Source organism: Streptomyces sp. NPDC088254 (assembly GCF_044740925.1).
Classification (GTDB): Bacteria; Actinomycetota; Actinomycetes; order Streptomycetales; family Streptomycetaceae; genus Streptomyces.
The window spans coordinates 1-26,849 of the sequence record NZ_JBIURQ010000002.1 but is presented as its reverse complement, the minus strand read 5'-3'; the positions used below and the strand labels follow the sequence as shown (position 1 = coordinate 26,849).

24 protein-coding genes are annotated in these 26,849 nt (G+C 72.6%); 13 read left to right on the top strand and 11 right to left on the bottom strand.

The genetic code is table 11. From position 1 onward, the window contains the following. Nucleotides 1-77: 77 nt before the first annotated feature. The 5 genes from cseC to ACIOC0_RS06970 form a co-directional block, all read right to left on the bottom strand. Nucleotides 78-1,415 (bottom strand): two-component system sensor histidine kinase CseC, encoded by a 1,338-nt coding sequence (gene cseC, locus ACIOC0_RS06990; RefSeq protein ID WP_402153316.1) that lies wholly within the window; start codon nt 1,413-1,415, stop codon nt 78-80. Between the two features lie 19 nt (nt 1,416-1,434). Beyond that, a complete protein-coding gene (gene cseB, locus ACIOC0_RS06985; RefSeq protein ID WP_351090610.1) occupies nt 1,435-2,136 on the bottom strand; it encodes a two-component system response regulator CseB in 702 nt (233 codons plus the stop codon). Nucleotides 2,137-2,484: 348 nt separating this feature from the next. Then, the gene (locus tag ACIOC0_RS06980) at nt 2,485-3,153 is read right to left on the bottom strand and encodes a hypothetical protein (protein ID WP_402153314.1); all 669 of its coding nucleotides are present in this window, start codon (nt 3,151-3,153) and stop codon (nt 2,485-2,487) included. Then, on the bottom strand, nt 3,138-3,680 hold the full coding sequence (locus tag ACIOC0_RS06975; protein WP_130438363.1) for a SigE family RNA polymerase sigma factor: 543 nt from the start codon (nt 3,678-3,680) through the stop codon (nt 3,138-3,140). The genes ACIOC0_RS06980 and ACIOC0_RS06975 overlap by 16 nt, the downstream gene beginning before the upstream one ends. Nucleotides 3,681-3,990: 310 nt before the next feature. After that, nucleotides 3,991-4,947 (bottom strand): A/G-specific adenine glycosylase, encoded by a 957-nt coding sequence (locus ACIOC0_RS06970; RefSeq protein WP_402153312.1) that lies wholly within the window; start codon nt 4,945-4,947, stop codon nt 3,991-3,993. A 348-nt stretch (nt 4,948-5,295) separates the two neighbouring features. Here ACIOC0_RS06970 and ACIOC0_RS06965 point away from each other — a divergent pair, with 348 nt between their 5' ends. Next, the gene (locus ACIOC0_RS06965) at nt 5,296-6,171 is read left to right on the top strand and encodes a hypothetical protein (protein ID WP_402153310.1); all 876 of its coding nucleotides are present in this window, start codon (nt 5,296-5,298) and stop codon (nt 6,169-6,171) included. A 63-nt stretch (nt 6,172-6,234) separates the two neighbouring features. Here ACIOC0_RS06965 and disA read toward each other — a convergent pair whose 3' ends face one another. Together disA and radA are read right to left on the bottom strand one after the other, a co-directional pair. Further along, nucleotides 6,235-7,359 (bottom strand): DNA integrity scanning diadenylate cyclase DisA, encoded by a 1,125-nt coding sequence (disA, locus tag ACIOC0_RS06960; protein ID WP_389039642.1) that lies wholly within the window; start codon nt 7,357-7,359, stop codon nt 6,235-6,237. 81 nt (nt 7,360-7,440) lie between these two features. After that, nucleotides 7,441-8,850 (bottom strand): DNA repair protein RadA, encoded by a 1,410-nt coding sequence (radA, locus tag ACIOC0_RS06955; protein ID WP_402153308.1) that lies wholly within the window; start codon nt 8,848-8,850, stop codon nt 7,441-7,443. Between the two features lie 200 nt (nt 8,851-9,050). Between radA and ACIOC0_RS06950 the strand changes: the two genes are divergently transcribed. Then, a complete protein-coding gene (locus ACIOC0_RS06950; protein ID WP_402153306.1) occupies nt 9,051-10,805 on the top strand; it encodes a hypothetical protein in 1,755 nt (584 codons plus the stop codon). A 24-nt stretch (nt 10,806-10,829) separates the two neighbouring features. Here the strand turns inward: ACIOC0_RS06950 and ACIOC0_RS06945 are convergent, their stop codons facing one another. Beyond that, the gene (locus ACIOC0_RS06945) at nt 10,830-11,672 is read right to left on the bottom strand and encodes a hypothetical protein (protein ID WP_402153304.1); all 843 of its coding nucleotides are present in this window, start codon (nt 11,670-11,672) and stop codon (nt 10,830-10,832) included. Between the two features lie 96 nt (nt 11,673-11,768). On the opposite strand from ACIOC0_RS06945, the gene ACIOC0_RS06940 reads away from it, so the two are divergent. From ACIOC0_RS06940 to ilvD, 4 genes are all read left to right on the top strand, one after another. After that, nucleotides 11,769-12,701 carry a Ppx/GppA phosphatase family protein gene (locus ACIOC0_RS06940; RefSeq protein ID WP_352244917.1) on the top strand — a complete coding sequence of 311 codons (933 nt, stop codon included), beginning with the start codon at nt 11,769-11,771 and terminating at the stop codon, nt 12,699-12,701. 516 nt (nt 12,702-13,217) lie between these two features. Next, complete coding sequence (locus ACIOC0_RS06935; protein WP_402153302.1) at nt 13,218-14,042, top strand: sugar phosphate isomerase/epimerase family protein; 825 nt, start codon at nt 13,218-13,220, stop codon at nt 14,040-14,042. Next, nucleotides 14,039-14,644 carry a TetR family transcriptional regulator gene (locus ACIOC0_RS06930; RefSeq protein WP_351339550.1) on the top strand — a complete coding sequence of 202 codons (606 nt, stop codon included), beginning with the start codon at nt 14,039-14,041 and terminating at the stop codon, nt 14,642-14,644. Before ACIOC0_RS06935 ends, ACIOC0_RS06930 begins: the two co-directional genes overlap by 4 nt. A gap of 122 nt (nt 14,645-14,766) precedes the next feature. Further along, nucleotides 14,767-16,620, top strand: coding sequence for a dihydroxy-acid dehydratase (ilvD, locus tag ACIOC0_RS06925; protein WP_402153300.1), 1,854 nt, complete (start codon nt 14,767-14,769; stop codon nt 16,618-16,620). A gap of 27 nt (nt 16,621-16,647) precedes the next feature. Here the strand turns inward: ilvD and ACIOC0_RS06920 are convergent, their stop codons facing one another. Beyond that, the gene (locus ACIOC0_RS06920) at nt 16,648-18,867 is read right to left on the bottom strand and encodes a serine/threonine-protein kinase (protein ID WP_402153299.1); all 2,220 of its coding nucleotides are present in this window, start codon (nt 18,865-18,867) and stop codon (nt 16,648-16,650) included. 193 nt (nt 18,868-19,060) lie between these two features. Here ACIOC0_RS06920 and ACIOC0_RS06915 point away from each other — a divergent pair, with 193 nt between their 5' ends. The 6 genes from ACIOC0_RS06915 (at nt 19,061) to proC (ending at nt 23,576) form a co-directional block, all read left to right on the top strand. Beyond that, nucleotides 19,061-19,375, top strand: coding sequence for an SH3 domain-containing protein (locus ACIOC0_RS06915; RefSeq protein WP_402153297.1), 315 nt, complete (start codon nt 19,061-19,063; stop codon nt 19,373-19,375). Nucleotides 19,376-19,526: 151 nt separating this feature from the next. Further along, complete coding sequence (locus ACIOC0_RS06910; RefSeq protein WP_402153295.1) at nt 19,527-20,021, top strand: EamA/RhaT family transporter; 495 nt, start codon at nt 19,527-19,529, stop codon at nt 20,019-20,021. A gap of 101 nt (nt 20,022-20,122) precedes the next feature. After that, nucleotides 20,123-20,893, top strand: a complete 771-nt coding sequence (locus ACIOC0_RS06905; protein ID WP_402153293.1) for a class I SAM-dependent methyltransferase — start codon at nt 20,123-20,125, stop codon at nt 20,891-20,893. Nucleotides 20,894-21,041: 148 nt separating this feature from the next. Further along, nucleotides 21,042-21,854, top strand: a complete 813-nt coding sequence (locus ACIOC0_RS06900) for an ABC transporter ATP-binding protein (protein WP_402153291.1) — start codon at nt 21,042-21,044, stop codon at nt 21,852-21,854. After that, complete coding sequence (locus ACIOC0_RS06895) at nt 21,851-22,624, top strand: ABC transporter permease (RefSeq protein ID WP_402153289.1); 774 nt, start codon at nt 21,851-21,853, stop codon at nt 22,622-22,624. Before ACIOC0_RS06900 ends, ACIOC0_RS06895 begins: the two co-directional genes overlap by 4 nt. Nucleotides 22,625-22,763: 139 nt before the next feature. Continuing rightward, nucleotides 22,764-23,576 (top strand): pyrroline-5-carboxylate reductase, encoded by an 813-nt coding sequence (proC, locus tag ACIOC0_RS06890; protein ID WP_402153287.1) that lies wholly within the window; start codon nt 22,764-22,766, stop codon nt 23,574-23,576. Between the two features lie 29 nt (nt 23,577-23,605). Here proC and ACIOC0_RS06885 read toward each other — a convergent pair whose 3' ends face one another. Further along, complete coding sequence (locus ACIOC0_RS06885) at nt 23,606-24,190, bottom strand: cysteine hydrolase family protein (protein WP_402153285.1); 585 nt, start codon at nt 24,188-24,190, stop codon at nt 23,606-23,608. A 75-nt stretch (nt 24,191-24,265) separates the two neighbouring features. On the opposite strand from ACIOC0_RS06885, the gene ACIOC0_RS06880 reads away from it, so the two are divergent. Then, complete coding sequence (locus ACIOC0_RS06880) at nt 24,266-25,264, top strand: GlxA family transcriptional regulator (protein ID WP_402153283.1); 999 nt, start codon at nt 24,266-24,268, stop codon at nt 25,262-25,264. On the opposite strand, the gene trpS is transcribed toward ACIOC0_RS06880, so the two are convergent. Beyond that, nucleotides 25,204-26,229: a tryptophan--tRNA ligase gene (gene trpS, locus ACIOC0_RS06875; RefSeq protein WP_402153281.1), complete on the bottom strand. Its 1,026-nt coding sequence runs from the start codon at nt 26,227-26,229 to the stop codon at nt 25,204-25,206. The two genes, ACIOC0_RS06880 and trpS, sit on opposite strands and share 61 nt — an antisense overlap. Nucleotides 26,230-26,849: the final 620 nt, after the last annotated feature.

Here is a 26,849-nt window from a genome sequence, read left to right as displayed (position 1 = left end):
CGAGGCGGCGTCGCGTGCCCAGACGCGGCGCCGCCCGCCCTTGTCCGCGACGCGGCCCGAGCGCCGGTGCCTTCCGCTCAGGGCAGCATCGGATAGCTGCCGGTGTTCGTCGGCGCGTGTTCGGGCAGCCACAGCACGGCGACCGCGCCCTCGGCGGGTATGTGCTCGGGCGCGCCCACCGGCTGCACATTCCGGAAGGTCAGCCGGGCGCCCATGACCCGGGCCTGACCGGCGGCGATGGTCAGACCCAGCCCGTGACCACGGCCGGCGCGGGCGCTGCTGCCGGTGCGGAAGCGGCTCGGGCCCTCGGCGAGCAGAGCCTCCGGGAAGCCGGGACCGTGGTCGCGCACCCGGATCACCCGCCCCTCCACGGAGACCTGGATCGGCGCCTTGCCATGCCGGGCCGCGTTGGTGAGCAGGTTGAACAGCACCCGCTCCAGCCGCCGCGGATCCGTGGTCACCATCGACTCGTGGATCACGCGCACCTCGACCTCGGGATCCTTGGCCGCGACCCGGCGGGCGACGAACTCGCCCAGCAGGATGTCCTGCAGCTCGGCCCGCTCCGACGCCCCGTCCAGTCGGGCCACCTCCAGCACGTCCTCGACGAGCGTGCGCATCGCCTTCGCCCGGTCCAGGACCAGTTCGGTGGGTCGGCCGGGCGGCAGCAGTTCGGCGGCGGTCAGCAGCCCCGTCACCGGGGTGCGCAGTTCGTGCGCGATGTCGGCGGTGACCCTGCGCTCCGCCTCCAGCCGCTGCTGCAGCGCGTCCGCCATCGCGTCCACGGCGCTGGCCAGGTCGTCCGTCTCGTCCCGGACCACACCGCCGATCGCGTCCCGCACGCGGACGTCCGCCTCTCCCTTGGCGACCTCGTTCGCCGCGGCCGCCGCATTGCGCAGCCGCCGGGACAGCTGTCCGCCGATGAGCACGCCGAGCGCGCTGCCGCCGAAGACGACCGCGATGGAACCGATCACCAGGGCCTGGTCGAGATCCTTGAGGATGTCCGTGCTGCGGTCGGTGAACCCGGTGTGCAGGGAGAGCACATGATCGCCGTTGTTGACCGGCACCGCCGCCCAGATGTCCGGCGCGCCGCCCCCGTGGTCCGACACGAACGTCGCCCGGCGGCCCTCCTCGACCTTCTCCCTCAGCTCCGCCGGCAGCCGCGGGTCGTCGATCTTGATGTTGGGGAAGTTCGGGTGCCTCGACAACTGGTAGTTGCGCTGGGCGATCTGGATGCGCTCGTCCGCGAGATCGCGGGCGTTGTCCAGCATGGACACGCGGGCCGCGTTGTGCACGACGAGACTGAGCGCGACCGCCACCAGCGCGCCGACCAGCGCGATGGCCGCGCTCAGCTTCCACCGCAGGCCGGTGCGGATGCCCGCGCGCTCCACGCGGACCGGAACCAGGTGTCGCAACATCCCCCGATACCCCGTCCGCTCAGGCCTTCAGCTTGTAACCGAAGCCGCGGACCGTCTCGATGCGGTCCTGACCGATCTTGGTCCGCAGCCGCTGCACATGGACGTCGACCACCCGCGTGTCACCGCCCCAGCCGTAGTCCCACACCCGCTCCAGCAGTCTGTCCCGGGACAGCACCGTGCCCGGGGCGGAGGAGAACTCCAGCAGCAGGCGCATCTCGGTCGGCGTGAGCGCCACCGGCCGGCCCGCCCGCCGTACCTCCATGCCCTCGGTGTCGACCTCCAGCTCGCCGAAGGTCAGCACGCCCCCGACCGCCGACGCGTCCTGGTCCGACCGGTCGCCGCCGCCTGCGTGACCGAACCGGCGCAGCACCGCTCTGATACGGGCGACCAGGACGGCGCCGTCGAACGGCTTGGTCACGTAGTCGTCCGCGCCGGCCTCCAGGCCGAGGACGACGTCGATGGAGTCGGCGCGCGCGGAGAGCATGATCACCGGCACGGTGGACTCGTCGCGGATGCGCCTGCACAGGCTCACGCCGTCCAGGCCGGGCACCATCACGTCCAGCAGCGCGATGTCGGGCCGGTCGGTCCGGAACGCCTCCAGTCCGGACAGGCCGTCGGGCATCGCGGTGACCACGAAGCCGTCCCGCTCCAGGGCGAGCTGGGTGGCCTCGCGGATGACGTCGTCGTCCTCGACGAACAGGACGTGGGTCTGGTCTGCCATCCCGGTGCTCTCAGTCCTCGTGCGTATGGCCGCTCGTGAGCCGGCTCGTGGTGAGCCGGTCGCTTGCGTCTCGGTGGGTCGTGTTCGGTTCGGTGGTGTCTGGTCGGTCGTGTCTGCTCGGTCGTGGCTCGGCGGTCGGATCTCGGGCATGATCTGTCGCTTCGCTGTCCGAGTGTCCCTAGAAGGGACGCCCGGAGCGCTCAGGTCGTTCACTGGTTCATCGGTCCGGAGGGCCCGAACGGTTCACCCGACGGCCGATTCTTCTCCGACGACCTTGCCCGACGACCTCGCCGGGGGACTTCGCCCGACCACGTTCCCCGACGGCGTTCCCCCGTGCGACCGGCCCGGTCAGCCGCCGGCCGACGGCGGCGGCGTCGCGTCGTCGCCCACGACGCTGTAGTCGTTGTGCCAGCTGTACTCCTTGACGAACCGGCCCGAGACCCAGCGGTAGGTGACCACATTCTCGCCCGAAGGACTGGAGACCGGGTCGCCCTTCTCGTACACCTGCCTGCTCACGACGAGGCCGCCCCGGTCCACCTCCGCGTAGACCGGCGGCTCCTCCGCCTTGAACACGTTGGTGTACCCGTCGCCCGCTCGCCGGTACACGTACGAACCGACGCCGACGACGTCACTGCACGTCAGCACGTTCACCACGATGTCGTCCTCCGAGCCGCCGGTGAGGTCGCCGTACGACACGTCGACCGGCCACTCGTCGCCGACGCAGGGCTTCAGCCCGCGCTTGACCTCGGCCGACACCGCCGGATCGTCCTTGACCAGACGGACCGCGTCCACACGGTCGAAGGTGCTGGTCGGGGCCGCGGCGGGGGTGGCGCCCGACGAGGCGGCGCCCAGGGAGGCGTCGCCCCGGGCCGGTCCCTCGTCGCGCGCGCCGGTCCCCCCGGTGGCGCAGGCGGAGGCCAAAAGCCCGAGGGCGGCGAGCACGGTCATCGCCGTGATCGCCGCCTGGAAGATCCCCCGGACCCGTGGGGGCCCGGCCTCGGTCAGGCCGCCGCGCAACGCTCCCGCTCCTCACGCTCCAGCGCGCGTGCGTCCAGATCGCGGGATTCCAGCTCCTCACGGAGCCGGGCGAGCGCCCGGTGCAGCGTGCTCTTGACCGTTCCCGCCGACATGCCGAGGGCGGCGGCGGTCTCGTCCGTGGACATCTGCTCCCAGTGTCGCAGCACGACGACGCTGCGCTGCTTGGGAGCGAGCACCTTCATCGCGTCCATCAGCAGGGCGCGGTCCGCGTGCTGCTCGGTGGAGTCGTCCACGCAGGCGTCCGGGAGCTGCTCGGTGGGCACCTCCTCCAGCTTGCGGGCCCGCCACCACTCGGTGCGGGTGTTGATCATGACGCGGCGCAGGTAGGCGTCGGCCAGCCGCTTGTCCGCGATGCCTTCCCAGCGGCCGTACGTCCGGGCCAGCGCCGTCTGGAGCAGGTCCTGGGCGTCGACCGGGTCCGGGACCAGTCGGCGGGCGCTGCGCAGCAGCGCGTCCTGCCGAGTGCGGACGTACTCCTCGAACTCGAGCACCTCTCCCTGCGCCATGTTCAACACCCTCCGTGTCCCCGTTCCGGCCGACCGTGGTCCGCCGGTGTCCTGCTCGTGGTCTGTGGCCCTTGCCGCTGCGGCCACGGAAGAGAAGCTACGGAGGTGTTGTCACGGCACTGTCCGAGGCAGCCTGCGGCCAGCGCTCGGCTGTCCGTCGGTTGTGTAACGGAAATGAGTTCGGGGTAAGAGGACCGACCGATCGGCGTGCCTATGGGGGGTTTTGGGTCGCGAGCGAGTGTGACGGAAGCCCGTTACGGAGATGTGCGCAAGCGCCGAGCCTGTGCGACGGCCGTGAACTGGCTGTGCGTCACGTCAGCGGCAGGCGGTACTGGCCGCCGGGCAGCGGTTCCACGAGACCGTCCGCGACGAGCCCGTCCAGCGCACGCGCGCGTTGCACCGGCTCGTGCCACACGCGGTCCAGAACGGTCTGCGGCACGGGCGCGTGAGCGTCCCTCAGGACGGCGAGCAGCTTGCCGCGCACCTGGCGGTCGGTGCCGGCGTACGTCTGCCCCCGGCGGGGCGGGCCGGTGTGCTCCGGCTTGCCCGCGAGCCGCCAGGCGCACTGTGCGGCGATCGGGCAGCGCCCGCACGTCTCGTTCTTGGCCGTGCAGACGAGCGCCCCCAGTTCCATGGAGGCGGCCGCCCAGCGCGCGGCGGTCTCCTGTTCCTCGGGCAGCAGCGCCCGGGCGAGTTTGCGCTCGGCGGCCGTGGTCGCGTTCGGCGGGTACTGGACACCGGTGACCGCGCGCGCGAAGACCCGCCGGACGTTGGTGTCCAGCACGGCGTGCCGCTGCCCGTACGCGAACGAGGCGACCGCGGCGGCCGTGTACTCGCCGATGCCGGGCAGCGCCAGGAGTTGAGCGTGGTCCGACGGCACGTCGCCGCCGTGCCGTTCCGTTATGGCCACCGCCGCGCCGTGCAGCCGCAGGGCGCGGCGCGGATAGCCGAGCCTGCCCCACGCGCGTACGGCCTCGCCGGGGGCTTCCGCGGCCAGGTCGGCGGGGCGCGGCCAGCGGGCGAGCCACTGCTCGTAGACGGGCAGGACCCGGTTGACGGGAGTCTGCTGGAGCATGAACTCGCTGACCATCACGCCCCATGCGCCGGCTTCGGGCCGCCGCCAGGGCAGGTCGCGGGCGTTGTCGTCGAACCAGTCGATGACGGGGGAATGGAGGTGGGCGCCGGTGACCTGCTCGTCGAGCAGGGGACCGGGGGCGGTGCCGGCGTCGGCGGGGCTGCTGTACGGGGGCTTGGTGGGCGCAGTCATGGCCCTACCGATCCTGCCATGAGGGGAGGGGGGCGCGCGTACCGCCACTCTGTGGGGCGGGCCACGGGGATCTTCCGTGGGACCGCGCCCTCCCGGTCGCGGCCGGAGCGTCAGGCGGCTGTGGCCAGAGGTGCAAGCGGCGCGAATGCGAAGGGAGGCGGCTCCTTCCGCCCCGGTCACGGATGGTGAGCGTGGAGGCCGTCGTCGTCACCTCGTGTGACTGGTGGCGGTGGGAAGGGCACAAGTCGAGGGCGGAGCAGTCGTGTCCGGGATGATGATCCGGAAAAGTTGTTCTCCGGGCGGCGGGTGGGGCCGGTGAACGGCGCGATCTCTCGTACAGTTTGCGCCGTGGGATCTCTGCGCAATCCGGTCGGGCCGCTTCCCTCCTCCATCTACTGGCGACGGAGGGTCGTACTGCTGTCCGTGGTCGCCCTGTTGGCGCTGCTGGTCACCTGGATCGTGGCCTCGGGCGGGGGTGGCGGACGCAACGGCGCGGACGGTCCCAACGGGAAGAATCCCGCGCCTTCGATCACTCCGGGACCGTCCGGATCAGGGCCCGCGATCAGTCAAAACCCCGGCGGCCGCGACGAGTCGGGCGATGAGGGCTCCGGTTCCGGCTCTGGCGGATCGGGTGGATCGGGCGGGTCCGGGGCCGTGGGCGGCTCCGGGGGCGCGTCGGGTTCGGGTGGCGGAGCCGGGACCGGTTCCGGTGGCGCCGGTGCGGGCGACGGTGGGTCCGCGGTGGGCGCCGGGGGTGTGGTGAGCGACGGCGTTTCCAGTGCCGGGACGTCCGCCACGGTCCTGCCGGCCGGGACCACGCTGCCCAACTGCACCGCGAGCGTGGTGACGTTGAGCCTGCGCAGTGTCCGCAACACCTACTCGCCGGGACAGAAGCCCACGTTCCAGCTGACGGCGAAGAACTCCTCAGGGAGTGACTGCAAGGTCGATCTCGGGCCCGCGAAAGCAGTTTTGACGATCACTCAGGCGGGGGCGGAGGACGACTACTGGTCCTCCGACGACTGCCCCAAGGGTGCGGGCAGCCGGCTGTACCGCGTGGCCGGCGGGAGCGGCCTCACGTACACCGTGACCTGGGACCGCAAGCCCGGTGCACCCAAGTGCGCGACGCCGCCGCCGGGGGTGGCCGGACCGGGGACCTACCTGGTCGAGGCGAAGGTCCCGGGCTTTGCGAAGGCGCAGACGTCGTTCGTGCTGAAGGCCGACTAGGGCGAAACGCGCCCTAGGGCGGACAATCGGCCCGCGGCTCGCATGCCGCAGCCGCGGGCTGTGTCAGACGTAGCGTTCCAGGATCGAGGACTCCGCCAGACGGGAGAGGCCCTCTCGGACGCTGCGGGCCCGCGCCTCGCCCACTCCGTCGACCGTCTGGAGGTCGTCGACGCTCGCGGCGAGGAGTTTCTGGAGGCCGCCGAAGTGCTCCACCAGGCGGTCGATGATGGCGCCGGGAAGGCGGGGGACCTTGGCCAGGAGCCGGAAACCGCGCGGGGAGACCGCGGAGTCGAGGGCCTCGGGGGAGCCGGTGTAGCCCAGCGCCCGCGCCACCGTGGGCATTTCGAGGAGCTCGGCGTGGCTCAGCGCGTCCAGCTCGTACAGCGCCTCGTCGACCGTGCGGGAGCGCTTGGCCGTCGGCTCCGGCACGTAGTCCCGGACCACCAGCTCACGCTCGGGCTCCACGCCCGCGATCAACTCGTCGAGCTGGAGGGCGAGAAGACGGCCGTCGGTGCCCAGCTCAACCACGTACTCGGCGATCTCGGTGGCGATGCGGCGCACCATCTCCAGGCGCTGGGCCACGGCGGACACGTCCCGGACCGTCACCAGGTCCTCGATCTCCAGCGCCGACAGAGTGCCCGCGACCTCGTCCAGGCGGAGCTTGTAGCGCTCCAGGGTGGCGAGGGCCTGGTTCGCGCGGGACAGGATCGCCGCCGAGTCCTCCAGGACGCGGCGGTGGCCGTCGACGTAGATCGCGATCAGCCGCATGGACTGGGAGACCGAGACGACGGGGAAGCCGACCTGCTTGCTGACGCGGTCCGCCGTGCGGTGCCGCGTGCCGGTCTCCTCCGTGGGGATCGTGGGGTCCGGCACCAGCTGGACGCCGGCCCGAAGGATCTTCGACAGGTCGGAGGAGAGCACGATGCCGCCGTCGAGCTTGCACAGCTCGCGCAGCCGGGTCGCCGTGAACTCGACGTCCAGGACGAAGCCGCCCGTGCACATCGCCTCGACCGTCTTGTCGGAGCCCAGCAGGATGAGCCCGCCGGTGTTGCCGCGCAGGATCCGCTCCAGGCCGTCGCGCAGAGCCGTGCCGGGGGCCACCGCGCTCAGCGAGGCACGCATCAGGCCCTCGGCACCGGAATTGCCACCGGACTTTCCATGAGCTGCCGCCCGGTCGTTGGCTGCCACTGCACTCCTCCGGTCGCAGGTTCTGGGGCGTCCCCGCTGCGCGCACTCGGTTCGTACGGACGGGCGAGACCTGGGCAAAGTCTACCGGCGGTCCTCCCCCTCCCGTGGGGCCTCTCGGCGACGGGACCGTGGCAGGACCCGCAGGGCGTCCCCCATGTCCGCGACTTCCAGGACCTTCATGCCCGCGGGGACCCTTCCGGGATCGCCCGGCACGAGCGCGTGCGTGAAGCCCAGACGGTGGGCCTCGGCGAGCCTGCGCTGCACGCCCGTGACCCGTCTTACCTCGCCCGCGAGGCCCACCTCGCCGATCGCGACGAGGTTCTTCGGCAGGGGTGTGTCGCTGGCGGCGCTGGCCAGCGCGAGGGCGATCGCCAGGTCCGCGGCGGGCTCGGAGAGCTTCACCCCGCCGACCGTCGCGGAGTAGATGTCCCGCTTGCCGAGGGCGCTGATCCTGCCCCGCTGTTCCAGGACCGCGAGCATCATCGACACCCGGGACGTCTCCAGGCCGGAGGTCGTCCGGCGCGGGGAGGGGATCTGCGAGTCGACGGTGAGCGCCTGCACTTCGGCGACCAGGGGGCGGCGGCCCTCCAGGGTGACCGTCAGGCAGGTCCCCGGGACCGGTTCGTCACGACGGGTCAGGAAGAGGCCGCTCGGGTCCGCGAGGCCCGTGATGCCCTCGTCGTGCAGTTCGAAGCAGCCCACCTCGTCCGTCGCCCCGTAGCGGTTCTTGACGCCCCGCACGAGACGCAGGCGCGCGTGCCGGTCGCCCTCGAAGTGCAGGACGACGTCGACCAGGTGCTCCAGCAGGCGCGGCCCCGCGATCGCGCCGTCCTTGGTGACATGGCCCACGAGCAGCGTGGACATGCCGCGTTCCTTGGAGGCGCGGATGAGGGCCCCGGCCACCTCGCGGACCTGGGCCATCCCGCCGGGCGCGCCGTCGATCTCCGGGGAGGCCACGGTCTGCACCGAGTCGAGGATCAGCAGCGAGGGCTTCACCGCGTCCAAGTGGCCGAGGACGGCCGCCAGATCCGTCTCGGCGGCGAGGTAGAGGTGGTCGTCGATGGCGCCGATGCGGTCGGCGCGCAGCCGGACCTGGCTCGCGGACTCCTCACCGGTCACATAGAGCGTGCGGTGCTCGTCACTGGCCGACTTGGCGGCCACGTCGAGCAGGAGCGTCGACTTGCCCACGCCCGGCTCCCCGGCGAGCAGCACCACCGCACCCGGCACCAAGCCCCCGCCGAGCACACGGTCCAGCTCGGTCACGCCGGTGGGGCGGGCGGTGGCCTGACGGCCGTCGACCTGGCCGATCGGCAGGGCGGAGGTGGTGACGCGCCCCGGCGTCGTCGTACGGACCGCGGGCGCGCCGTACTCCTCGACCGTGCCCCACGCCTGGCATTCGGGGCAGCGGCCGAGCCACTTGGCCGTCTGCCAGCCGCATTCCGTGCAGCGGTAGGACGGACGGTCCTTGGTGGTCTTCGTACGGGCAGCCATGGGGAAACCGTAACCGCAGCCACCGACAACGGTCCGCGCCTGTGGACAACCGTGCGCCCCCGGCGTTCCCCCACGGGGGGACGACCCCCGTATGCACCTTTCGCTCCCGACCCGTATGAGGGATCGTTTCACCCGTACGGATTAAAAGGACTCAAGGGGGCAGAACACGCAGTTCCGCGCCGCCTACGGTCGCACGGGTGATGAGCAGCAGTCCGCAGACCCCGACCCGCACGACCGGCGCACACCGGGCGCACCGGGAGGTGTGCGACCGCGCCGAGGCGCGCACGCCGGCGCGGCGACCGCACGGCCGCAGCGAGCCGTCCTACGAGCCGTACCTCGACGGGCTGTTCACCTACTGTCTGTCCGTCCTGTGCGAGCACGACGCGGCCACCGCAGCCCTCGCGGACGCCCTCGCCCTCGCCGAGCGACGCGGTCAGCGCGTCCCGGACGCTCCGGGCGACCGCAGGGCATGGCTGTACGCACTGGCCCGCTGGGCGTGTCTGCGGGAGCTCGCCGAGGCCCGGCGGAAACGCCAGGGCACGCACGCGGCGGGGCGGTCGAACGCCCCCGGCGCGAGCGGCGCGAAGCCCGCCGAAGCGCCCCTCGCCGATCTCGCGGACGAGGCCCGGCAGCAGCAGCGGCGGCGTGAACTCGCCCTGCTCGCCTGGCCGGAGGCGGCCGGCACCACACCCGAGCAGCGCGAGGCGCTGGAACTCGCCGTACGCCATCAGCTCGCCGCCCACGAGGTGGCCGCCGTTCTCGGGATGGAGCACGCCGCAGCCCGCGAGCTGCTCGCCACCGCCGCCTGCGAGGTCGAGCGCACCCGCGCCGCCCTCGCCGTCGTCGAGACCGGCGGCTGCCCCGGGGTGGACCGCCTCTCCGGAGACGACCAGCTCGTGCTGAGCGCCGCCCTGCGCCGCGAACTCGTCCGGCACGTCGACGACTGCCCGCGCTGCCGCCGTGCTGCCGAACGCGCGGTCCCCGGCCGCTGGCCCGGCGCCGGCGTCACCCCCGCCGAGCTGCCCGTGCTGGAAGCACCCCGCGCGACCCTGCGCGCCGCCACCGCCCGCCTCTCCCGCGCGCGGGGCGCGGCCGCCCCCCGGTTCGACCGGCGCGGCTTCCCGATGGCCCCCAAGGACCGCGCCGCCCGCCGCGACCGCCTACGCGCGCGTGCCGTCACCACGACCGTCGTCGCCACCGTCGTCGCCGCGCCCGTGATCGCCCTCTGGGCCGCCTACCGGAGTACGCCGACCACCGAGGGCGCCGACGGACGCAACCCCGCCGCCAGCGAGGCACACGACCCCGGCGGACTCGACTCGGCGGCCGCCGGCGGTTACCAGAACGCCGGCAACGCCAGTACCCGGCCCGGCGGGCGCGCTTCCGCGGGCGACGAGACCGACGTCTCGGTCGAGGTCATCAGCGTCGCCGGACTCGGCGAGCACGGCGTCGGCCGCCTCTCCGTGCGGGCCGGCACCGAAGGCGCCACCACTCTGATCACCCTGACCGCGGCCCCGGACGCGCCCGAGCCGATCCGCTGGTCCGCGACCGCCACCGCCCCCTGGCTCCACCTGAGCCGCTCCCGGGGCGTGATCGAGCCCGGCGATTCGACGACGGTCAAGGTGTACGTCGACCGTCTGCGCGAACCCGCCGGGCACTGGCACGCACGCGTGGCGATCGCCCCGGCCGGCGCGGTCGTCTCCATCGACGGCTACGGCGTCGCGCCCGCGCCCGCCGATCCCGGACCGGGCCGCCCCACCGGCGCGCCCCCGTCGCAGGGACCCGCGCCCAGCCCCACGGCCCCGCCCACGACGCCCCCGGCCTCCAGCCCCCCGCCGGCCACCGCCGACCCCGAGCCCACCCCCGATCCGTCCACACCGGACCCGGGCGTCTCCACACCGCCACCGGGCGACGGCGGCGGGGAGGGCGGCGGCGACGGCGACACCGGGGCGCCTTGACGGAGCCGCCCGGCAGAACCTCCCTCAGCCCGCCGGGTCCGCCGGATGCGGCGCCACCAGCGGAAGCTGCGCGGCGAGCCGCTGCTCGCACAGCTCGACCAGCCGGTCGTAGCCCGCCTTGCCCATCAGCTCGGTCAGCTCCGCCCGGTACGACACGTACACCGGCTCGCCCGCGCCGTGCGCCGAGGTCGCCGAGGTGCACCACCAGTGCAGGTCGTGACCGCCCGGACCCCAGCCCCGCCGGTCGTACTCACCGATCGACACCTGCAGCACGCGTGTGTCGTCGGGCCGGTCGATCCAGTCGTACGTGCGCCGCACCGGGAGCTGCCAGCAGACGTCCGGCTTGGTCTCCAGCGGTTCGCGGCCCTCCCGCAGCGCCAGGATGTGCAGCGAGCAGCCGGCGCCGCCCGCGAATCCGGGACGGTTCTGGAAGATGCACGATCCGTTGAACGGGCGGGTCTGCCGCGAGCCGTCCTCGTCCTCCGCGACCCAGCCGCCCCGCGTGCCCTCGTCGTGGTGCTGCCAGATCTCCGGGGTGAGGCGCGCCACGTGCTCGGCGACGCGCTTCTCGTCGTCCTCGTCGGAGAAGTGGGCCCCCAGTGAGCAGCAGCCGTCGTCGGCGCGGCCCGCCTGGATGCCCTGGCAGCCGCTGCCGAAGATGCAGTTCCAGCGCGAGGTCAGCCAGGTCAGGTCGCACCGGAAGACCTGCTCCTGGTCGGCGGGGTCGGGGAACTCGACCCACGCGCGCGCGAAGTCGAGGCCCTTCTCGTCCCCGGGCGGGTCGGCGGGCGACCCCTGCGGGGCGGCCTTGCGCGACTTCTTCGAGGTGGCGTTCTTGTCGTGCTTCGCGCTTTTCGTCTTTGGCACGCCTCCAGGGTAAGTCGCCCGCGGGACGGCGCGACACCGTCTCAGGAAGCACACCGGGGACCGTGCGGAGCCCGCCTGGCAGTAGCGTTTCCCCTCATGAGACTCGGTGTCCTCGACGTGGGATCGAACACGGTGCACCTGCTGGTGGTGGACGCGCACCCCGGCGCATGCCCGCTGCCCGCGCACTCGCACAAGGCGGAACTGCGCCTGGCTCAACTCCTCGACGACAGCGGGGCGATAGGCGCGGAAGGCGTCGACCGGCTGATCACGGTCATCCAGGAGGCCCTCCAGGCCGCCGAGGACAAGGGCGTCGAGGACCTGCTGCCGTTCGCGACGTCCGCCGTGCGCGAGGCCGGCAACGCCGACGACGTCCTCGCGCGTGTGCGGGACGAGACCGGCGTCGAGCTCCAGGTCCTCACCGGTGCGGAGGAGGCCCGGCTCACCTTCCTCGCCGCCCGCCGCTGGTTCGGCTGGTCGTCGGGCAAGCTGCTCGTCCTGGACATCGGCGGCGGCTCCCTGGAGATCGCGTACGGCATCGACGAGGAGCCCGACGCGGCCGTCTCCCTCCCCTTGGGCGCGGGCCGGCTCACGGCGGGCTGGCTGCCCGGCGACCCGCCCGACCCCGAGGACATCCGGGCGCTGCGCCGGCACGCGCGCGCGGAGATCGCCCGCACGGTGGGGGAGTTCAGCCGCTTCGGTTCCCCGGACCACGTCGTCGCCACGTCGAAGACCTTCAAGCAACTCGCCCGCCTCGCCGGCGCCGCCCGCTCCACCGACGGCCAGTACGTGCAGCGCGAGCTCAAGCGGGAGTCCCTGGAGGCCTGGGTGCCGCGCCTGGCCGGCATGACCGCCGCCCAGCGCGCGGAGCTGCCCGGCGTCTCGGAGGGCCGCGCGGGCCAGCTCCTCGCCGGGGCACTGGTCGCCGAGGGCGCGATGGACCTGTTCGGTGTGGAGACCCTGGAGATCTGCCCCTGGGCCCTGAGAGAGGGCGTCATCCTGCGCCGCCTGGACCACATGGGCTCGGCGTAGAACGAGGCGGACCACACGTGCGCGTGCGCATGGCGGGCAGGCCACACGCCGCGTGTGCGCGAGCCGGCGGGGCACACGTGCACGTGCGCGAGCCGGTCGGCCCGCGTGCGCGATCGGACCAGCGGGCCGCACGTGCGCGTGAGCGTACGAGGCGGCTCCTCGTGGCCCGCCGACGGGGCACACACGCGTGAGCGCCGCCCCACCGACGTCCCAGCCGCCCCATCGGGAGGCCTGCGCCCCCGCTACAGCCCCGCCACCCTCCCCGCCGGCAGCCACGCGCGCGTAAGCGCCCTCGCCACCCCCCGTCACCGTCCCCGCCGACCCGCCGCGGCGCGCATCCACACACGCCCCCCTCCGTCTGCCGCCCCGTCAGTCACACGCGCGGGCGTGTGCTTGCGCAAGCCCCTGCGCATTCGGCGCGAATCCACCGGAGCCCGTCGTGGGCGTCGTGGCGAACACCACAACGGCCGCCGGGGACCCGGCTCGCACTCGACCGCACCCCGTAACCTGTCCCCCATGGCAGAGCCAGTCGTGCGCATCCCGGATGCGAAGGTCGCCCTGTCGACGGCCTCGGTCTATCCGGAGTCGACGGCGACGGCCTTCGAGATCGCCGCGCGCCTCGGATACGACGGCGTCGAGGTCATGGTCTGGAACGACCCGGTCAGCCAGGACATCGACGCGCTCCGCAGACTCAGCGACTACCACCAGGTGCCGATCCTCGCCGTGCACGCCCCGTGCCTGCTGATCACGCAGCGGGTGTGGTCGACCGACCCGTGGGTCAAGCTGCAGCGGGCCCGCGCGGCGGCCGAGAGGCTCGGCGCCGGCACCGTCGTCGTCCACCCGCCCTTCCGCTGGCAGCGCCAGTACGCGCGCGACTTCGTCACCGGAATCTGGCGGATGGCCGACGAGACGGACGTGCGGTTCGCCGTCGAGAACATGTACCCCTGGCGTTACCGCGATCGCGAGATGCTCGCCTACGCGCCGGACTGGGACGTCACCAAGGACGACTACCGGCACTTCACGATCGACCTCAGCCACGCCGCGACGGCCCGTACGGACGCCATCCAGATGCTCGACCGTATGGGCGACCGCCTCGGGCACGTCCACCTCGCGGACGGCAACGGCTCGGCCAAGGACGAGCACCTGGTCCCCGGCCGCGGCTCGCAGCCCTGCGCGGAACTGCTGGAGCGGCTCGCGCTCAGCGGCTTCGACGGCCATGTCGTCATCGAGGTCAACACCCGGCGCGCCATGTCCGGAGCCGAACGGGAGGCCGACCTCGCGGAGGCCCTGGCCTTCACGCGACTGCACCTCGCGTCGGCGCCGAAGGTGCCCCGCTGGTGAACGGCACCGGCGCGCGCCGTCGCGGGCGGCCTCCGCGCACCGAGTCCGGCGACACCCGCGACCGCATCCTGACCGCGGCCCGCGAGGAGTTCTCCGAGCGCGGCTACGAGAAGACGTCCGTGCGGGGCATCGCCAAGGCCGCCGGGGTCGACTCGGCGCTCGTCCACCACTACTTCGGCACCAAGGAGCAGGTCTTCGCGGCGGCCATCGAGGTCGCGTTCGCGCCCGCGCTCGACGCGCCCGACGCCCTCGCCGACGGCCCGCCGGCCGAGGTCGGCGAGCGCCTCACCCGCTTCATCCTGGGCATCTGGGAGAACCCGGCGACCCGTGCGCCCGTCCTGGCCATCGTCCGCTCGGCGGTGACCAACGAGACCGCGGCGGCCGTCTTCCGCCGTCTGGTCGCCTCCCAGCTCCTGCGCCGCGTCGCCGCGCAGCTCGAACTCCCCGACGCCGAGCTGCGCGCCGAACTGGCGGCCGCCCAGCTGGTGGGGATGGCGATGCTGCGGTACGTGATCAAGGTGGAACCGCTGGCGTCGGCGGACGTCGAACAGATCGTCGCCCGGGTCGCGCCGGTCGTGCAGGGACACCTCGCCGGGCCGTGACCGGGAGCCGCACCCGCCCCTCAGGCGAGACATGCGTCCCGCATCCCGGACACATCGTCCCGGTCCCTGGATGACCGGCGTACGCTCGGCAGCAGCCCTATCTGTCTGAAGGAGCGAGCGCGATGCCCGAGCTGAGGTCCCGCACAGTCACCCACGGCCGCAACATGGCGGGCGCACGCGCCCTTATGCGCGCCTCCGGTGTACCCGGTGCGGACATCGGCCGGAAGCCGATCATCGCCGTGGCCAACAGCTTCACGGAGTTCGTGCCCGGTCACACCCACCTCCAGCCGGTCGGCCGGATCGTCAGCGAGGCGATCGTCGAGGCCGGCGGCATCCCGCGCGAGTTCAACACCATCGCCGTCGACGACGGCATCGCGATGGGTCACGGCGGCATGCTGTACTCCCTGCCCTCCCGCGACCTGATCGCGGACAGCGTCGAGTACATGGTCGAGGCCCACTGCGCCGACGCCCTGATCTGCATCTCCAACTGCGACAAGATCACCCCGGGCATGCTCAACGCGGCCCTGCGGCTGAACATCCCCACGGTGTTCGTCTCCGGCGGCCCCATGGAGTCCGGCCGCGCCACCCTCGTCGACGGCACGGTCCGCACGCTCGACCTGGTCGACGCCATCTCCGACGCCGTCAACGACAAGATCTCCGACGAGGACATCCTCCGTATCGAGGAGAACGCCTGTCCGACCTGCGGCTCGTGTTCCGGCATGTTCACCGCCAACTCGATGAACTGCCTGACCGAGGCCATCGGCCTGTCGCTCCCCGGCAACGGCTCGACCCTCGCCACCCACACCGCCCGCAAGCGGCTCTACGTCGACGCCGCGCGCACGGTCATGGACATCACCCGCAGGTACTACGAGCAGGACGACGAGACGGTCCTCCCGCGCAACGTCGCCACCTTCGCGGCGTTCGAGAACGCGATGGCGTTGGACATCGCGATGGGCGGCTCCACCAACACGATCCTGCACCTGCTGGCCGCCGCGCAGGAGGCGGGCGTCCCGTTCGGCCTCGACGAGATCGACGCCGTCTCGCGCCGGGTCCCGTGCCTGGCCAAGGTGGCGCCCAACGTCGCCAAGGACCGCACGTACTACATGGAGGACGTGCACCGAGCCGGCGGCATCCCCGCCCTCCTCGGCGAGCTGCACCGCGCGGGCCTGCTCAACGAGGACGTGCACGCCGTCCACAGCCCGTCCCTCGCGGACTGGATGAAGACGTGGGACGTGCGCGGCGGCTCGCCGTCCCCCGAGGCGATCGAGCTGTGGCACGCCGCGCCGGGCTGCGTCCGCTCCGCCGAGGCGTTCTCCCAGTCGGAGCGCTGGGCGGCCCTGGACGAGGACGCCGAGGGCGGCTGCATCCGCTCCGCCGAGCACGCCTACTCCAAGGACGGCGGCCTGGCGGTCCTCAAGGGCAACCTCGCCGTCGACGGCTGCGTGGTCAAGACGGCCGGCGTCGACGAGTCGATCTGGACCTTCGAGGGCCCTGCGGTCGTCTGCGAGTCGCAGGAGGAGGCCGTCGAGAAGATCCTGCTGAAGCAGATCACGGAGGGCGACGTCGTCGTCATCCGCTACGAGGGCCCCAAGGGCGGCCCCGGTATGCAGGAGATGCTCTACCCGACGTCGTACCTGAAGGGCCGCGGACTCGGGAAGGCCTGCGCCCTGATCACCGACGGCCGTTTCTCCGGCGGCACTTCGGGCCTGTCCATCGGCCACGCCTCGCCCGAGGCGGCGTCCGGCGGCACGATCGCCCTCGTCGAGGACGGCGACCGCATCCGCATCGACATCCCGAACCGCACGATCGAGTTGCTCGTCGACGACGAGGAACTCACGCGCCGTGAGCAGGCGTTGAACGGGACGTACGCCCCGAAGAACCGTGAGCGCAAGGTGTCCGCCGCCCTGCGCGCCTACGCCGCGATGGCGACGAGCGCCGACAAGGGCGCCGTGCGGGACGTGTCCAAGCTGGGCTGATCCCGTGCCGCGGGGGCGACGGCGGGGTCACCAGCCCGCCGGGTCGCCCCCGTCCACCGCGAAGACGGTGCCGTCGGGCGCGCTGCCGTACACGCGCCCGTCCGCGACGACGGGCGCCGGCAGGGAGGCCGCCACCCGGTCGCCGTGCGCGCCGAGGCGGGCCGGGGTCTGCCCGAGCAGCCGCCCGGCGCGGGCGTCGACCCCGAGGAGCCGTCCGTCGGCGCCGACGAGGTACACATGCCGGCCGTCGGAGACCGGCTCCGAGCCCCGGCTCACGCCGGTCTCCAGCTGCCACAGGACGCGGCGCCCCGCCATGTCGACGGCCTCCAGCGCCCCGCCGGTGCTCAGCAGGTAGACGACGTCCCCGCGCACGCCGGCCTGCGGGTCCTGGCGGGTCACCGGCAGCTTCACCCGGCGGGTCGACTTCGACGCGGGGTCGTAACGCACGACGGCGTCGGTGTACCCGGTCTGGTCCTCGACCGACAGCAGTAACAGGGCCCCGTCATGGCTGCCGACGGCCGTGAGCGTGCCGTCCAGCCCCGCCTGCCATCGCACGGCGCCCGTGGCCGGGTCCACGGCGGTGACGGAGGTCCTCCCCGAGTCGGAGGTGCTCGTCACGTAGGCGAGCGGATCGCCGGCGAACGAGGTGAAGTACGGCGCGGGCTGCCCGGGGACCGTACGGCTCCACGCGGTCCTGCCCGTGGCGCCGTCGACGCCGGTGACCGTGCCGTCGGGGGAGGTGAGCAGCAGCATGTCGCCGACGGCGTGCAGCGCGTTGTACTCGGGCACGTCCGCCGTCCAGCGCACCTCGCCTGAGGCGGGGTCGAGCGCCTCCAGCCGCGGGGCTAGGTGCGCCGGGGGCTGCACCAGACCGCCGACGAGCACCGGCGCCCCGCTGCCGAGGGGCGCCTCGACGGTGTGCCGCCAGGCCGGGGAACCGTCGGCGGGGTCGAGCGCGAGAACCGTCCCCGCCTGGGCGCACAGGAGCTTCCCGGCGCCGTAGGAGCACTCGGGCGCGGTCTGCGCGTCGGACACCGGGTCCGACCTCCACGCCGAGAACCCGGCCGGCGCCGTCCGCCCCCCGGTGGGCCCCGGCGCGGGCGCGCCCCCGGCCCACTGGACGGCGGCGACCCCGCCCGCGACGAGGCTCAGCGCCCCCGCGGCGACCGCCATCGGCCGGAGCAGCCGACGCCGGGTGCGGGGCGCGGGCGTGGCGGCCCCGCCCTTCTCGGCGTGCCCGTCGCCGTCGGAGTCCCCGTGGCTCCAGGCGGACCGACTGCCCCCGGGGGTGTCCTCGCCGGCCGCGTCCGCCTGACCGGTGAGACGGAGGGAATCGCGGTCCGGCTTCTGGTCCTGGTCCCTCTCTCGGTCCCCGTCCCGGTCCCGCGGCGCCGGTATGAACACCTGTGTGTCGTACGAGGCCGACACCGAACGCAGTTCCCGCATCAACTCGTCCGGTGTGGGCCGCTCCTCGGGCTCCTTCGCCAGACAGCGCTGGACCAGCGGGGCGAGGACCTGCGGCACGCCCGTGAGATCGGGCTCGTCGTGCACGACCTGGTAGGCGACGACGTAGGGGCTGTCGGAGTCGAACGGCCCCCGCCCGGTCGCCGCGTGCACCAGGACCGACCCGAGCGCGAAGATGTCGGCGGCGGGCCCGACCTCCCTCGGCCGCCGGAACTGCTCCGGCGCCATGAACGGCGGGGTGCCGATCAACTTTCCTGTCTCGGTGCGCAGTTCACTGTCCTTGGGCCGGGAGATGCCGAAGTCGATGACCTTCGGGCCGTCCTCGGCGAGCAGGACGTTGCTGGGCTTCAGATCCCGGTGGACGACGCCGACGCGATGGATGTCGCGCAAGGCCTCCGCGAGTCCGGCCATCAGCCGTCGCAACTCACCCGTACTCAAGGGCCCGTTCCGCTTCACCTGGTCCGAGAGGGTCGGACCGGGGATGAACAGCGTGGCCATCCAGGGCCGTCCGGCCTCCGGGTCGGCGTCGACGACGGGTGCGGTGAACGCCCCGCTCACCCGTCTCGCGGCGGCGACCTCCTGCCGGAACCGCCCTCTGAACTCGGGGTCCTCGGCGAACCGGGCGTGCACCACCTTCACCGCGAGCTTCATCCCCGAGGTGCTGCGGGCCAGGTGGACCACGCCCATCCCGCCCGAGCCCAGACACGCTTCCAGACGGTAGTGGCCGGCGTACTCGGGAAGTTCCGCTTCCGCATCCGATCCGGCGTTGCGCTGTGGCGCCATGGACCACCCCCGTGCTGTTCGGCCGCGAATCGGCGCGCGCGACGCAGGGAGCCTAGTCGATGAGGCTGACGGGACCGAGGAGGCTTGCCAGGCCCCCGTGTTCGAATTGCATACATGCGTTTCAGCCGCTGATTCCAGGGAATCAACGTCTCCCCCCATGGAGGTCATGGGGGTTCACGGGGGAGGTTCAGTCATGTCTGTCGAGCAGGTCGAAGAGGTCGAGGGCGGCGGGGAGCCGGTGCGGCGGGCGGCCGTGGCGGTGAACTCCTATCCGGTCGCCCCGGGCGTCCGGCTGAACGTCCGCAGCGGTCCCGGCACCGGTTACGGCGTGGTCCGCGTCCTGCCCGAAGGGGCCTCGGTGGCGATCTACTGCCAGACGCCGGGCACATCGGTCAGCGGCCCGTACGGCACGTCGAACATCTGGGACAACATCGGCAGCGGCCAGTACGTCTCGGACGCATATGTCCGCACGGGCAGCGACGGCTACGTGGCCTCACGCTGCGGCTGACCCGCACGGCACGGGCGGGCTCCCACCGGTTCGACCGGTTCGAAGGCCGGACGGAAAGCCCGACGGGACACCTCACGGGAAACCCGACGGAAGCCCGCCCACCTCCGGCCCCACCCGGGGAGCCCGCCCCGCCCGCGGCCATAATCGTCATGTGAGCGACGACAACGGCGCCCGGGGCGGCGCCACCGGCCCCCGCCCCGAGCCCCTGCGCTTCTTCGGCACGACCTGGGTCGACCACGACCAGGGCTACGCCGCCCGCCGGGCCGCCGCGTCCGTCGGGTCCCTCGCCGCCGCGGTCGGCTCCTGCCTGGTGCTGCGCCTCGCCTACGAGGGCCTCGCGATCGCCGACAGCGGCAGCTTCGTGACCCTGCTGGTCGTCGTCATGTTCGCGGTGTGCAGCGCGCTGGCCTTCCGGCACACCCTGGAGGGCTTCACCAAGCGCCACGACCCCGAACGCCAGTCCTCCCTGCGCGGTCTGCTGGCCATCGGCTTCGTCGGCTCCCTGCTCGCCTACTTCTTCCGCTCGCTCACCGAGGCTCCGGGCGAGAAGCTCCACCGCGAGGAGTACGAGGCGGCCCGCGTCCAGTACGAACGCCGCTCCGGCCGCCGTACGGGCAACCCGTCGAAGAAGCGCCGCCGGATCTGAGCCGCCCCGGCGCACCCGCAGGCCCCGTTCCCCTCGCCGCCCGCCCCGGCGCACCCGCAGGCCCCGTTCCCCTCGCCGCCCGCCCCGGCCACGATGGCCCCATGACGGCTCCCGCACACACCGGCCGAGCGCTCTCCTTCAGCTCCGCCGCAGCCCAGTACGCCGCCAACCGCCCCTCCTACCCGCCCGCCCTCCTCGAAGCGATCGAGACCATGGCGGACCGTCCGCTCGCCGGGGCGCGCGTCGCCGACATCGGCGCGGGCACCGGCATCGCGACCGCCCTCCTGCACGCCCGCGGCGCCGACGTCATCGCGGTCGAACCGGGCGACGGCATGGCCGAGCAGTTCCGCCGCGCCCTCCCCGAGGTGCCGGTCGTCCGAGGCGACGGCAACCGACTCCCCCTCGCCACCGCCTCCGTCGACTTCCTCACCTACGCCCAGTCCTGGCACTGGACGGACCCGGCGCGCTCCGTCCCGGAGGCCGTACGCGTGCTGCGCCCCGGTGGCGCCCTCGTCCTGTGGTGGAACGCCGCCGCACTCGACGTGCCCTGGATCGACGCCCAGACCGACCGCGTCCAGCGCCACTTCGGCCTGGAGCGGACCGCCGGCAGGAACGGCGACGGCACGCACGCGGTCCTGGCCGGCCCGACCGACCCCCTGGACTTCGCCCGCGGCCAGGTCCGCTGGAGCCGCCGCGTCCCCCTGGACACCCATCTGGCCAACATCGGCAGCCACTCGATCTTCCTCGTCCACGCCGGGGAGAGCGCCGACGCCTTCCTCGACGAGGAGCGCCGGCACCTCCTGACCGTCTTCCCGGACGGCATCGTCGAGGAGACGTACGACGTCGCGTTCCTGGTCGCCCTCCGACCCTGACCCCGCGGACCACACCTCTCCCGTGCGGCGGCTCCCGGTTCCGGGGCCGCCGCACACGCATGTTCCACGGGCCCGGCCCTTCTCGACGACGCCCCGCCCGCCCTCGCCCCTCTTGACGGCGCCCCGTCCGAGGCGCATTATTCATCACATGATGAATTACAGTTCCGGAGAGCCTCCGAGGCCTCCCGACGCCGACCGGACACCCGCCGTCCAGGCCCGAGGCCTCACCGTCGTCCGAGGCCCCCGCACGGTGCTGCGCTCCCTCGACTTCACCGTCCCGCGCGGCCAGATCACCGGGCTCCTCGGCCCCTCGGGCTGCGGCAAGTCGACCCTCATGCGCGCGATCGTCGGCACCCAGGCCAAGGTCACCGGCACCCTCGACGTCCTGGGCCGGCCCGCCGGACACCCCGCCCTGCGCACCCGCATCGGCTACGTCACCCAGGCCCCCTCCGTCTACGCCGACCTCACGGTCCGCCAGAACCTCGACTACTTCGCCGCGATCCTCGACCCCGGGCGCCCGGCGGCCGACCGCCGCCACGACGACGTCACCCGGGCCATCGCCGACGTCGACCTCACCAGCCACACCGACGCACTCGCCGGCAACCTCTCCGGCGGCCAGCGCAGCCGCGTCAGCCTCGCCGTGGCCCTCCTGGGCGCTCCCGAACTCCTCGTCCTCGACGAACCCACCGTCGGCCTCGACCCCGTCCTGCGCCGCGACCTGTGGAACCTCTTCGACGACATCGCCGCCTCCCGCGGCGCCACCCTCCTCGTCTCCTCCCACGTCATGGACGAAGCCGAGCGCTGCCACCGGCTCCTCCTCATGCGCGAGGGCGAGATCCTCGCCGACGACACGCCCGACGCCCTCCGCACCCGCACCGGCTCCGACACCGTCGAGGCGGCCTTCCTGCACCTCGTCGACGAGGCGACGCGGTCCGCCCGTGAAAAGGAGACGACCCGATGACCACACCCACCCGCCCCGCCCCCACCGGCACCCTCAACCTCTCGCGCACCACCGCCACCGCGGCCCGCGTCCTGCGCCAGCTCCGCCACGACCCCCGCACCATCGCCCTGATGATCGTCATCCCCTGCGCGATGCTGTTCCTGCTCCGCTACGTCTTCGACGGCAGCCCCCGCACCTTCGACGACATCGGAGCCTCCCTCCTCGGGATCTTCCCGCTGATCACGATGTTCCTGGTGACGTCCATCGCCACCCTGCGCGAACGCACCTCCGGCACCCTGGAACGCCTCCTCGCCCTCCCCCTCGGCAAGGGCGACCTGATCGCCGGCTACGCCCTCGCCTTCGGAGCCCTCGCGATCATCCAGTCCGCCCTGGCCACCGGCCTCGCCGTCTGGTTCCTCGACCTCGACGTCACGGGCAGCCCCTGGCTCCTTCTCCTGGTGGCCCTGCTCGACGCGCTCCTCGGCACGGCCCTCGGCCTGTTCGTCTCCGCCTTCGCCGCTTCGGAGTTCCAGGCGGTCCAGTTCATGCCGGCGGTGATCTTCCCCCAGCTCCTCCTGTGCGGCCTGTTCACCCCGCGCGACGAGATGCACCCCGCCCTCGAAGGCCTCTCCGACGTCCTGCCCATGTCCTACGCCGTCGACGGCATGAACGAGGTCCTCAGGCACACCGACATGACGGCGACCTTCGTCCGCGACGTCCTCATCGTGGCCGGCTGCGCCCTGCTGGTCCTCGGCCTCGGCGCGGCGACACTCCGCAGGCGTACGGCATGACAGCCCGCCCGCGACCGCGCGCCGGCCCCGCTCCACCGCCCCGCCCGACGTCCCGCCTGCCGGACGACCGCACCACGCGGCCCACCCCGGATGCGAGGATGCCCTCAGGACGACGCACCCCTCCGGAGGACACCCCGCCATGGCCCAGAAAGTCGCAGTCCTCGGCACCGGCAAGATCGGCGAAGCCCTTCTCAGCGGAATGCTCCGAGGCGGCTGGCCCCCCGCCGACCTCCTCGTCACCGCCCGCCGCGCCGAGCGGGCCGAGGAACTCCGCAGCCGCCACGGAGTCGTCCCGGTCACCAACGCCGAAGCCGCCAAGACCGCCGACACCCTCATCCTCACGGTCAAGCCGCAGGACATGGGCGCCCTCCTCGATGAACTCGCCCCGCACGTCCCCGCCGGGCGCCTGGTCATCAGCGGAGCCGCCGGCATCACCACCGCGTTCATCGAGGACCGCCTCACCGCCGGCGTTCCCGTCGTCCGCGTCATGACGAACACCCCCGCCCTCGTCGACGAGGCCATGTCCGTCATCTCCGCCGGCAGCCACGCGGGCGAAGCCGACCTCGCCCACACCGAGGAGATCTTCGGCTCCGTCGGCAAGACCCTGCGCGTCCCCGAGTCCCAGCAGGACGCCTGCACCGCCCTCTCCGGCTCCGGCCCGGCCTACTTCTTCTACCTGGTCGAAGCGATGACCGACGCCGGCATCCTGCTCGGCCTGCCCCGCGACAAGGCCCACGACCTCATCGTCCAGTCCGCCATCGGCGCGGCCACGATGCTCCGCGACAGCGGCGAACACCCCGTCAAGCTCCGCGAGAACGTCACCTCCCCGGCGGGCACCACCATCAACGCCATCCGCGAACTGGAGAACCACGGCGTACGCGCCGCCCTCATCGCGGCCCTCGAAGCCGCCCGCGACCGCAGCCGCCAACTGGCCTCCGGCACAAAGGACTGACGCCGCCCGCCCACCGGGGGGCAGTCACCTCACCGCGCCGCGTCCACGACCTCCTTCGTGGTCACCACCCGCGCGAAACCGCCCCCGTGCAGCGACACCGCCGACGCCTGCCCCACCTCGTCCGCGCTCCGCCGCCACCCGAACGGCCCCTCCAGGTCGAACGTGTACGTCGCGTCGTAGGCGAGCAGCACGTCGTACCCGAGATTCCCGCCCATCCGGGCCGTCGTCTCCACGCACATGTTCGTCTGGATCCCCGCCACCACGAGCTGCGAGATCCCCGCGGCCTTCAACCAGCCGTCCAGATCCGGCGTCCCGTAGAAAGCAGAGTTCACGCTCTTCGTGACGAACAGGTCCGGACCTGTTCCCCTGCCGCGCCGCTCCTCCACGTACCCCTTCAACTCGTTTCCCGCGTACCCGGCCCGCAGCGGCGAGTCCGGCTTCGACGAGTCATGCCGAACGAACACGACCGGCCGGCCCGACCCCTGCCACACGTCGATGAGCGCAGCGATGTTGTCGTCGGCGCCCGGGTTGTTCCGAACCCCCCAGAAACCGGCCTCGTCGAAGCCCTTCTGCACGTCCACCACCAGCAGCGCGGCGTTCTGTGAAATCTCCATGCCGACGATCCTGCCGCTGTACCGACACTGCTCACAGAGGGCAGAAAGTCAGTGATCGATGGTTTACTGCCAACCATGGAGAACCCGTACCGTGTGGCCCTCGTCGCCTTTCCCGGCATCCGCGCCTTCGACGTCTCCGTCATCACCGAGGTCTGGGGCAGCGACCGCACCGACCGCGGAGTCCCCGCCTTCGACCTGCGCCGCGTCGCCGCCGACACCTCGGCCCCCATCCCGATGCGCGGCGGCCTCACCCTCCTCCCCGACCGCGCCCTCTCCTGGCTCTCCCACGCCGACCTGATCCTCGTCCCGGGCCTCGACGACCACCTCACCCCCGCACCGAAACCCGTCCTCGACGCCCTGTGCCGCGCCCACGCCCGTGGTACCACCCTCGCCGCCCTGTGCGGCGGAGCGTTCACCCTCGCCCAGGCCGGCCTCCTCGACGGCCGCCGCGCGATCACCCACTGGAGCCTTGTCGACCTCCTGCGCACCCATCACCCCCGCGTCGACCTGGTCCCCGACGCCCTCTTCATCGAGGACGACAACGTCTGGACCGCCGCCGGCACCGCGGCCGGCATCGACCTCTGCCTCCACCTCGTTCGCATCGCGCACGGAGCCGAGGCAGCCGCCACCATCGCCCGATCGATGGTCACCGCTCCCTTCCGCACCGGCACCCAGGCCCAGTTCATCGAACGACCCACCCCGCGCACTGCCGACGACGCCGACACCCTCGCCGCCGTCCGCGAACACGCCCTGCGCCACCTCCACCAACCCCTGACCGTCGCGGACCTGGCCGCTCACGCCGGCATGTCCCCACGCAGCTTCGCCCGCCACTTCACCGCCGAGACCGGCACCACCCCCTTGCGCTGGCTCCTCGACCAGCGGCTCGCCGCAGCCCAGAAACTCCTCGAACGCACCGACCTCCCCATGCCAGAGGTCGCCCGCCGCGCCGGATTCGGCAGCGAGGTCACGATGCGCCAGCACTTCGCATCGCGCCTCGCCACCAGCCCGCGCGCCTACCGCGCCGCGTTCAGCAGCGGCTCCGGCACCGGCGGCAGCAGCCCGATCGCGCGATAGGCGGAGTCGACCACCGGACGGGCCATCGCCCGGGCCTTCTCCGCACCCTCCCTCAGCACCCCCTCCACATGCGCCGGGTCAGCGCACAGCTCCTTGTGCCTGGCCTGCAGGGGCTTCAGGACCTCGACCACAGCGTCCGCCGTGTCCTTCTTCAAAGCGCCGTACGACCGGTAGTCGGCGCTGAGGGATTCGGGGTTCCCGCCCGTGCACGCCGCGAGGATCTCCAGCAGATTCGCCACCCCTGGCCGCCCCGCCCGGTCGTACACGACCTCCCGGCCGCTGTCGGTCACGGCCCGCATGACCTTCTTGCGCACCACGTCGGGCTCGTCCAGCAGGTAGACGATCCCCGGCCCGGAGTCCTCGCTCTTGCCCATCTTCGACGCGGGCTCCTGCAGGTTCATCACCCGGGCGGCCACCGCGGGATGCGTGGCCCTCGGCACCACGAACGTCTGCCCGTAGCGCTGGTTGAACCGCAACGCCAGATCCCGCGTCAGCTGGACGTGCTGCGCCTGGTCGTCGCCCACGGGCACCTCGTCCGCCGCGTAGGCCAGGATGTCCGCGGCCATCAGCACCGGATACGTCAGCAGCGACAGCCGCACGCTCCCGCCGCGCTCGCGTTCCCGTCCGGCCTTCTCCTTGTACTGGATCATCCGACGCATCTCGCCGTCGGTGGCCACGCACTCCAGCAGGTACGACAGCCGCGCGTGCTCGTCCACGTGGCTCTGCACGAACAGGGTGCACAAGGCCGGATCCAGCCCGGCCGCCAGCAGCAGGGTGGCCGTCTGCCTGCTGAGCCGACGCACCCGCGCCGGATCGTGGTCCACGGTCAGCGCGTGCAGGTCGACGACGCAGAACAAGGCGTCCGCCCGGTGCTGGTCCACCTCGGCCCACCGGCGCATGGCTCCCAGGTAGTTCCCCAGCGTCAGATGCCCGGTCGGCTTGACCCCGCTGAAGACCCTCTTCATCACTCCACCTCCTGGTCGATGACCGCCGCGCCCGCCGGCCGGCTCTCAGGAGGGAGAAACGAGAACGGCCGCCGAGGCGGCGGCCGCTGACTGCATACGTGAGTCCGGCCGCCCTCAGGCGGCCCACCACTGCTGGTTGCACGTACGCATGAACATGACCCCCCACAGTACGCCGCGCGGGACCGCCGAGGAGGCGGGTTGACACACCCCGGGTCGATACGTAGTGTTCTCCGAGTTGTCCGACGTGAGCGCCGACTTCGGTCGGTCCCCGGACAGCCATTCCGCAAGTACCTCACCAGACTCTCGACGAGCAGTCCATTGGTCTGTCGTCGTTTCATTGGCGTGCGTATTCGCGAAATGAGGAATCCGCGTTCGAAAGGACGCGGGCCCCGATTCGCTTCGGCGGCGGGGAATCCGCTAAAGTCTCACTCGTCGGAACGGCCCGAGCGGCCGGGAAGACAACCCCCTCTGACTGGGAATCAGGGCCGAAAGGATCTGATAGAGTCGGAAACGCCGGAAGGGAAACGCGAGAGCGGGAACCGGAAAGCACCGAGGAAATCGGATCGGAAAAAGATCTGATAGAGTCGGAAACGCAAGACCGAAGGGAAGCGCCCGGAGGA

Bases quoted from the DNA above. Each gene is read 5' to 3' on its own strand.
- ACIOC0_RS06950 (WP_402153306.1), top strand. From the start codon at position 9,051: ATGAGCAGCAGTCCGCAGACCCCGACCCGCACGACCGGCGCACACCGG.
- ACIOC0_RS06885 (WP_402153285.1), bottom strand. From the start codon at position 24,190: ATGGAGATTTCACAGAACGCCGCGCTGCTGGTGGTGGACGTGCAGAAG.
- ACIOC0_RS06920 (WP_402153299.1), bottom strand. From the start codon at position 18,867: ATGGCGCCACAGCGCAACGCCGGATCGGATGCGGAAGCGGAACTTCCC.
- ACIOC0_RS06975 (WP_130438363.1), bottom strand. From the start codon at position 3,680: ATGGCGCAGGGAGAGGTGCTCGAGTTCGAGGAGTACGTCCGCACTCGG.
- ACIOC0_RS06915 (WP_402153297.1), top strand. From the start codon at position 19,061: ATGTCTGTCGAGCAGGTCGAAGAGGTCGAGGGCGGCGGGGAGCCGGTG.
- ACIOC0_RS06905 (WP_402153293.1), top strand. From the start codon at position 20,123: ATGACGGCTCCCGCACACACCGGCCGAGCGCTCTCCTTCAGCTCCGCC.
- cseB (WP_351090610.1), bottom strand. From the start codon at position 2,136: ATGGCAGACCAGACCCACGTCCTGTTCGTCGAGGACGACGACGTCATC.
- ilvD (WP_402153300.1), top strand. From the start codon at position 14,767: ATGCCCGAGCTGAGGTCCCGCACAGTCACCCACGGCCGCAACATGGCG.
- trpS (WP_402153281.1), bottom strand. From the start codon at position 26,229: ATGAAGAGGGTCTTCAGCGGGGTCAAGCCGACCGGGCATCTGACGCTG.
- ACIOC0_RS06895 (WP_402153289.1), top strand. From the start codon at position 21,851: ATGACCACACCCACCCGCCCCGCCCCCACCGGCACCCTCAACCTCTCG.
- ACIOC0_RS06940 (WP_352244917.1), top strand. From the start codon at position 11,769: ATGAGACTCGGTGTCCTCGACGTGGGATCGAACACGGTGCACCTGCTG.
- ACIOC0_RS06880 (WP_402153283.1), top strand. From the start codon at position 24,266: ATGGAGAACCCGTACCGTGTGGCCCTCGTCGCCTTTCCCGGCATCCGC.
- ACIOC0_RS06900 (WP_402153291.1), top strand. From the start codon at position 21,042: ATGATGAATTACAGTTCCGGAGAGCCTCCGAGGCCTCCCGACGCCGAC.
- cseC (WP_402153316.1), bottom strand. From the start codon at position 1,415: ATGTTGCGACACCTGGTTCCGGTCCGCGTGGAGCGCGCGGGCATCCGC.
- proC (WP_402153287.1), top strand. From the start codon at position 22,764: ATGGCCCAGAAAGTCGCAGTCCTCGGCACCGGCAAGATCGGCGAAGCC.
- ACIOC0_RS06935 (WP_402153302.1), top strand. From the start codon at position 13,218: ATGGCAGAGCCAGTCGTGCGCATCCCGGATGCGAAGGTCGCCCTGTCG.
- radA (WP_402153308.1), bottom strand. From the start codon at position 8,850: ATGGCTGCCCGTACGAAGACCACCAAGGACCGTCCGTCCTACCGCTGC.
- ACIOC0_RS06970 (WP_402153312.1), bottom strand. From the start codon at position 4,947: ATGACTGCGCCCACCAAGCCCCCGTACAGCAGCCCCGCCGACGCCGGC.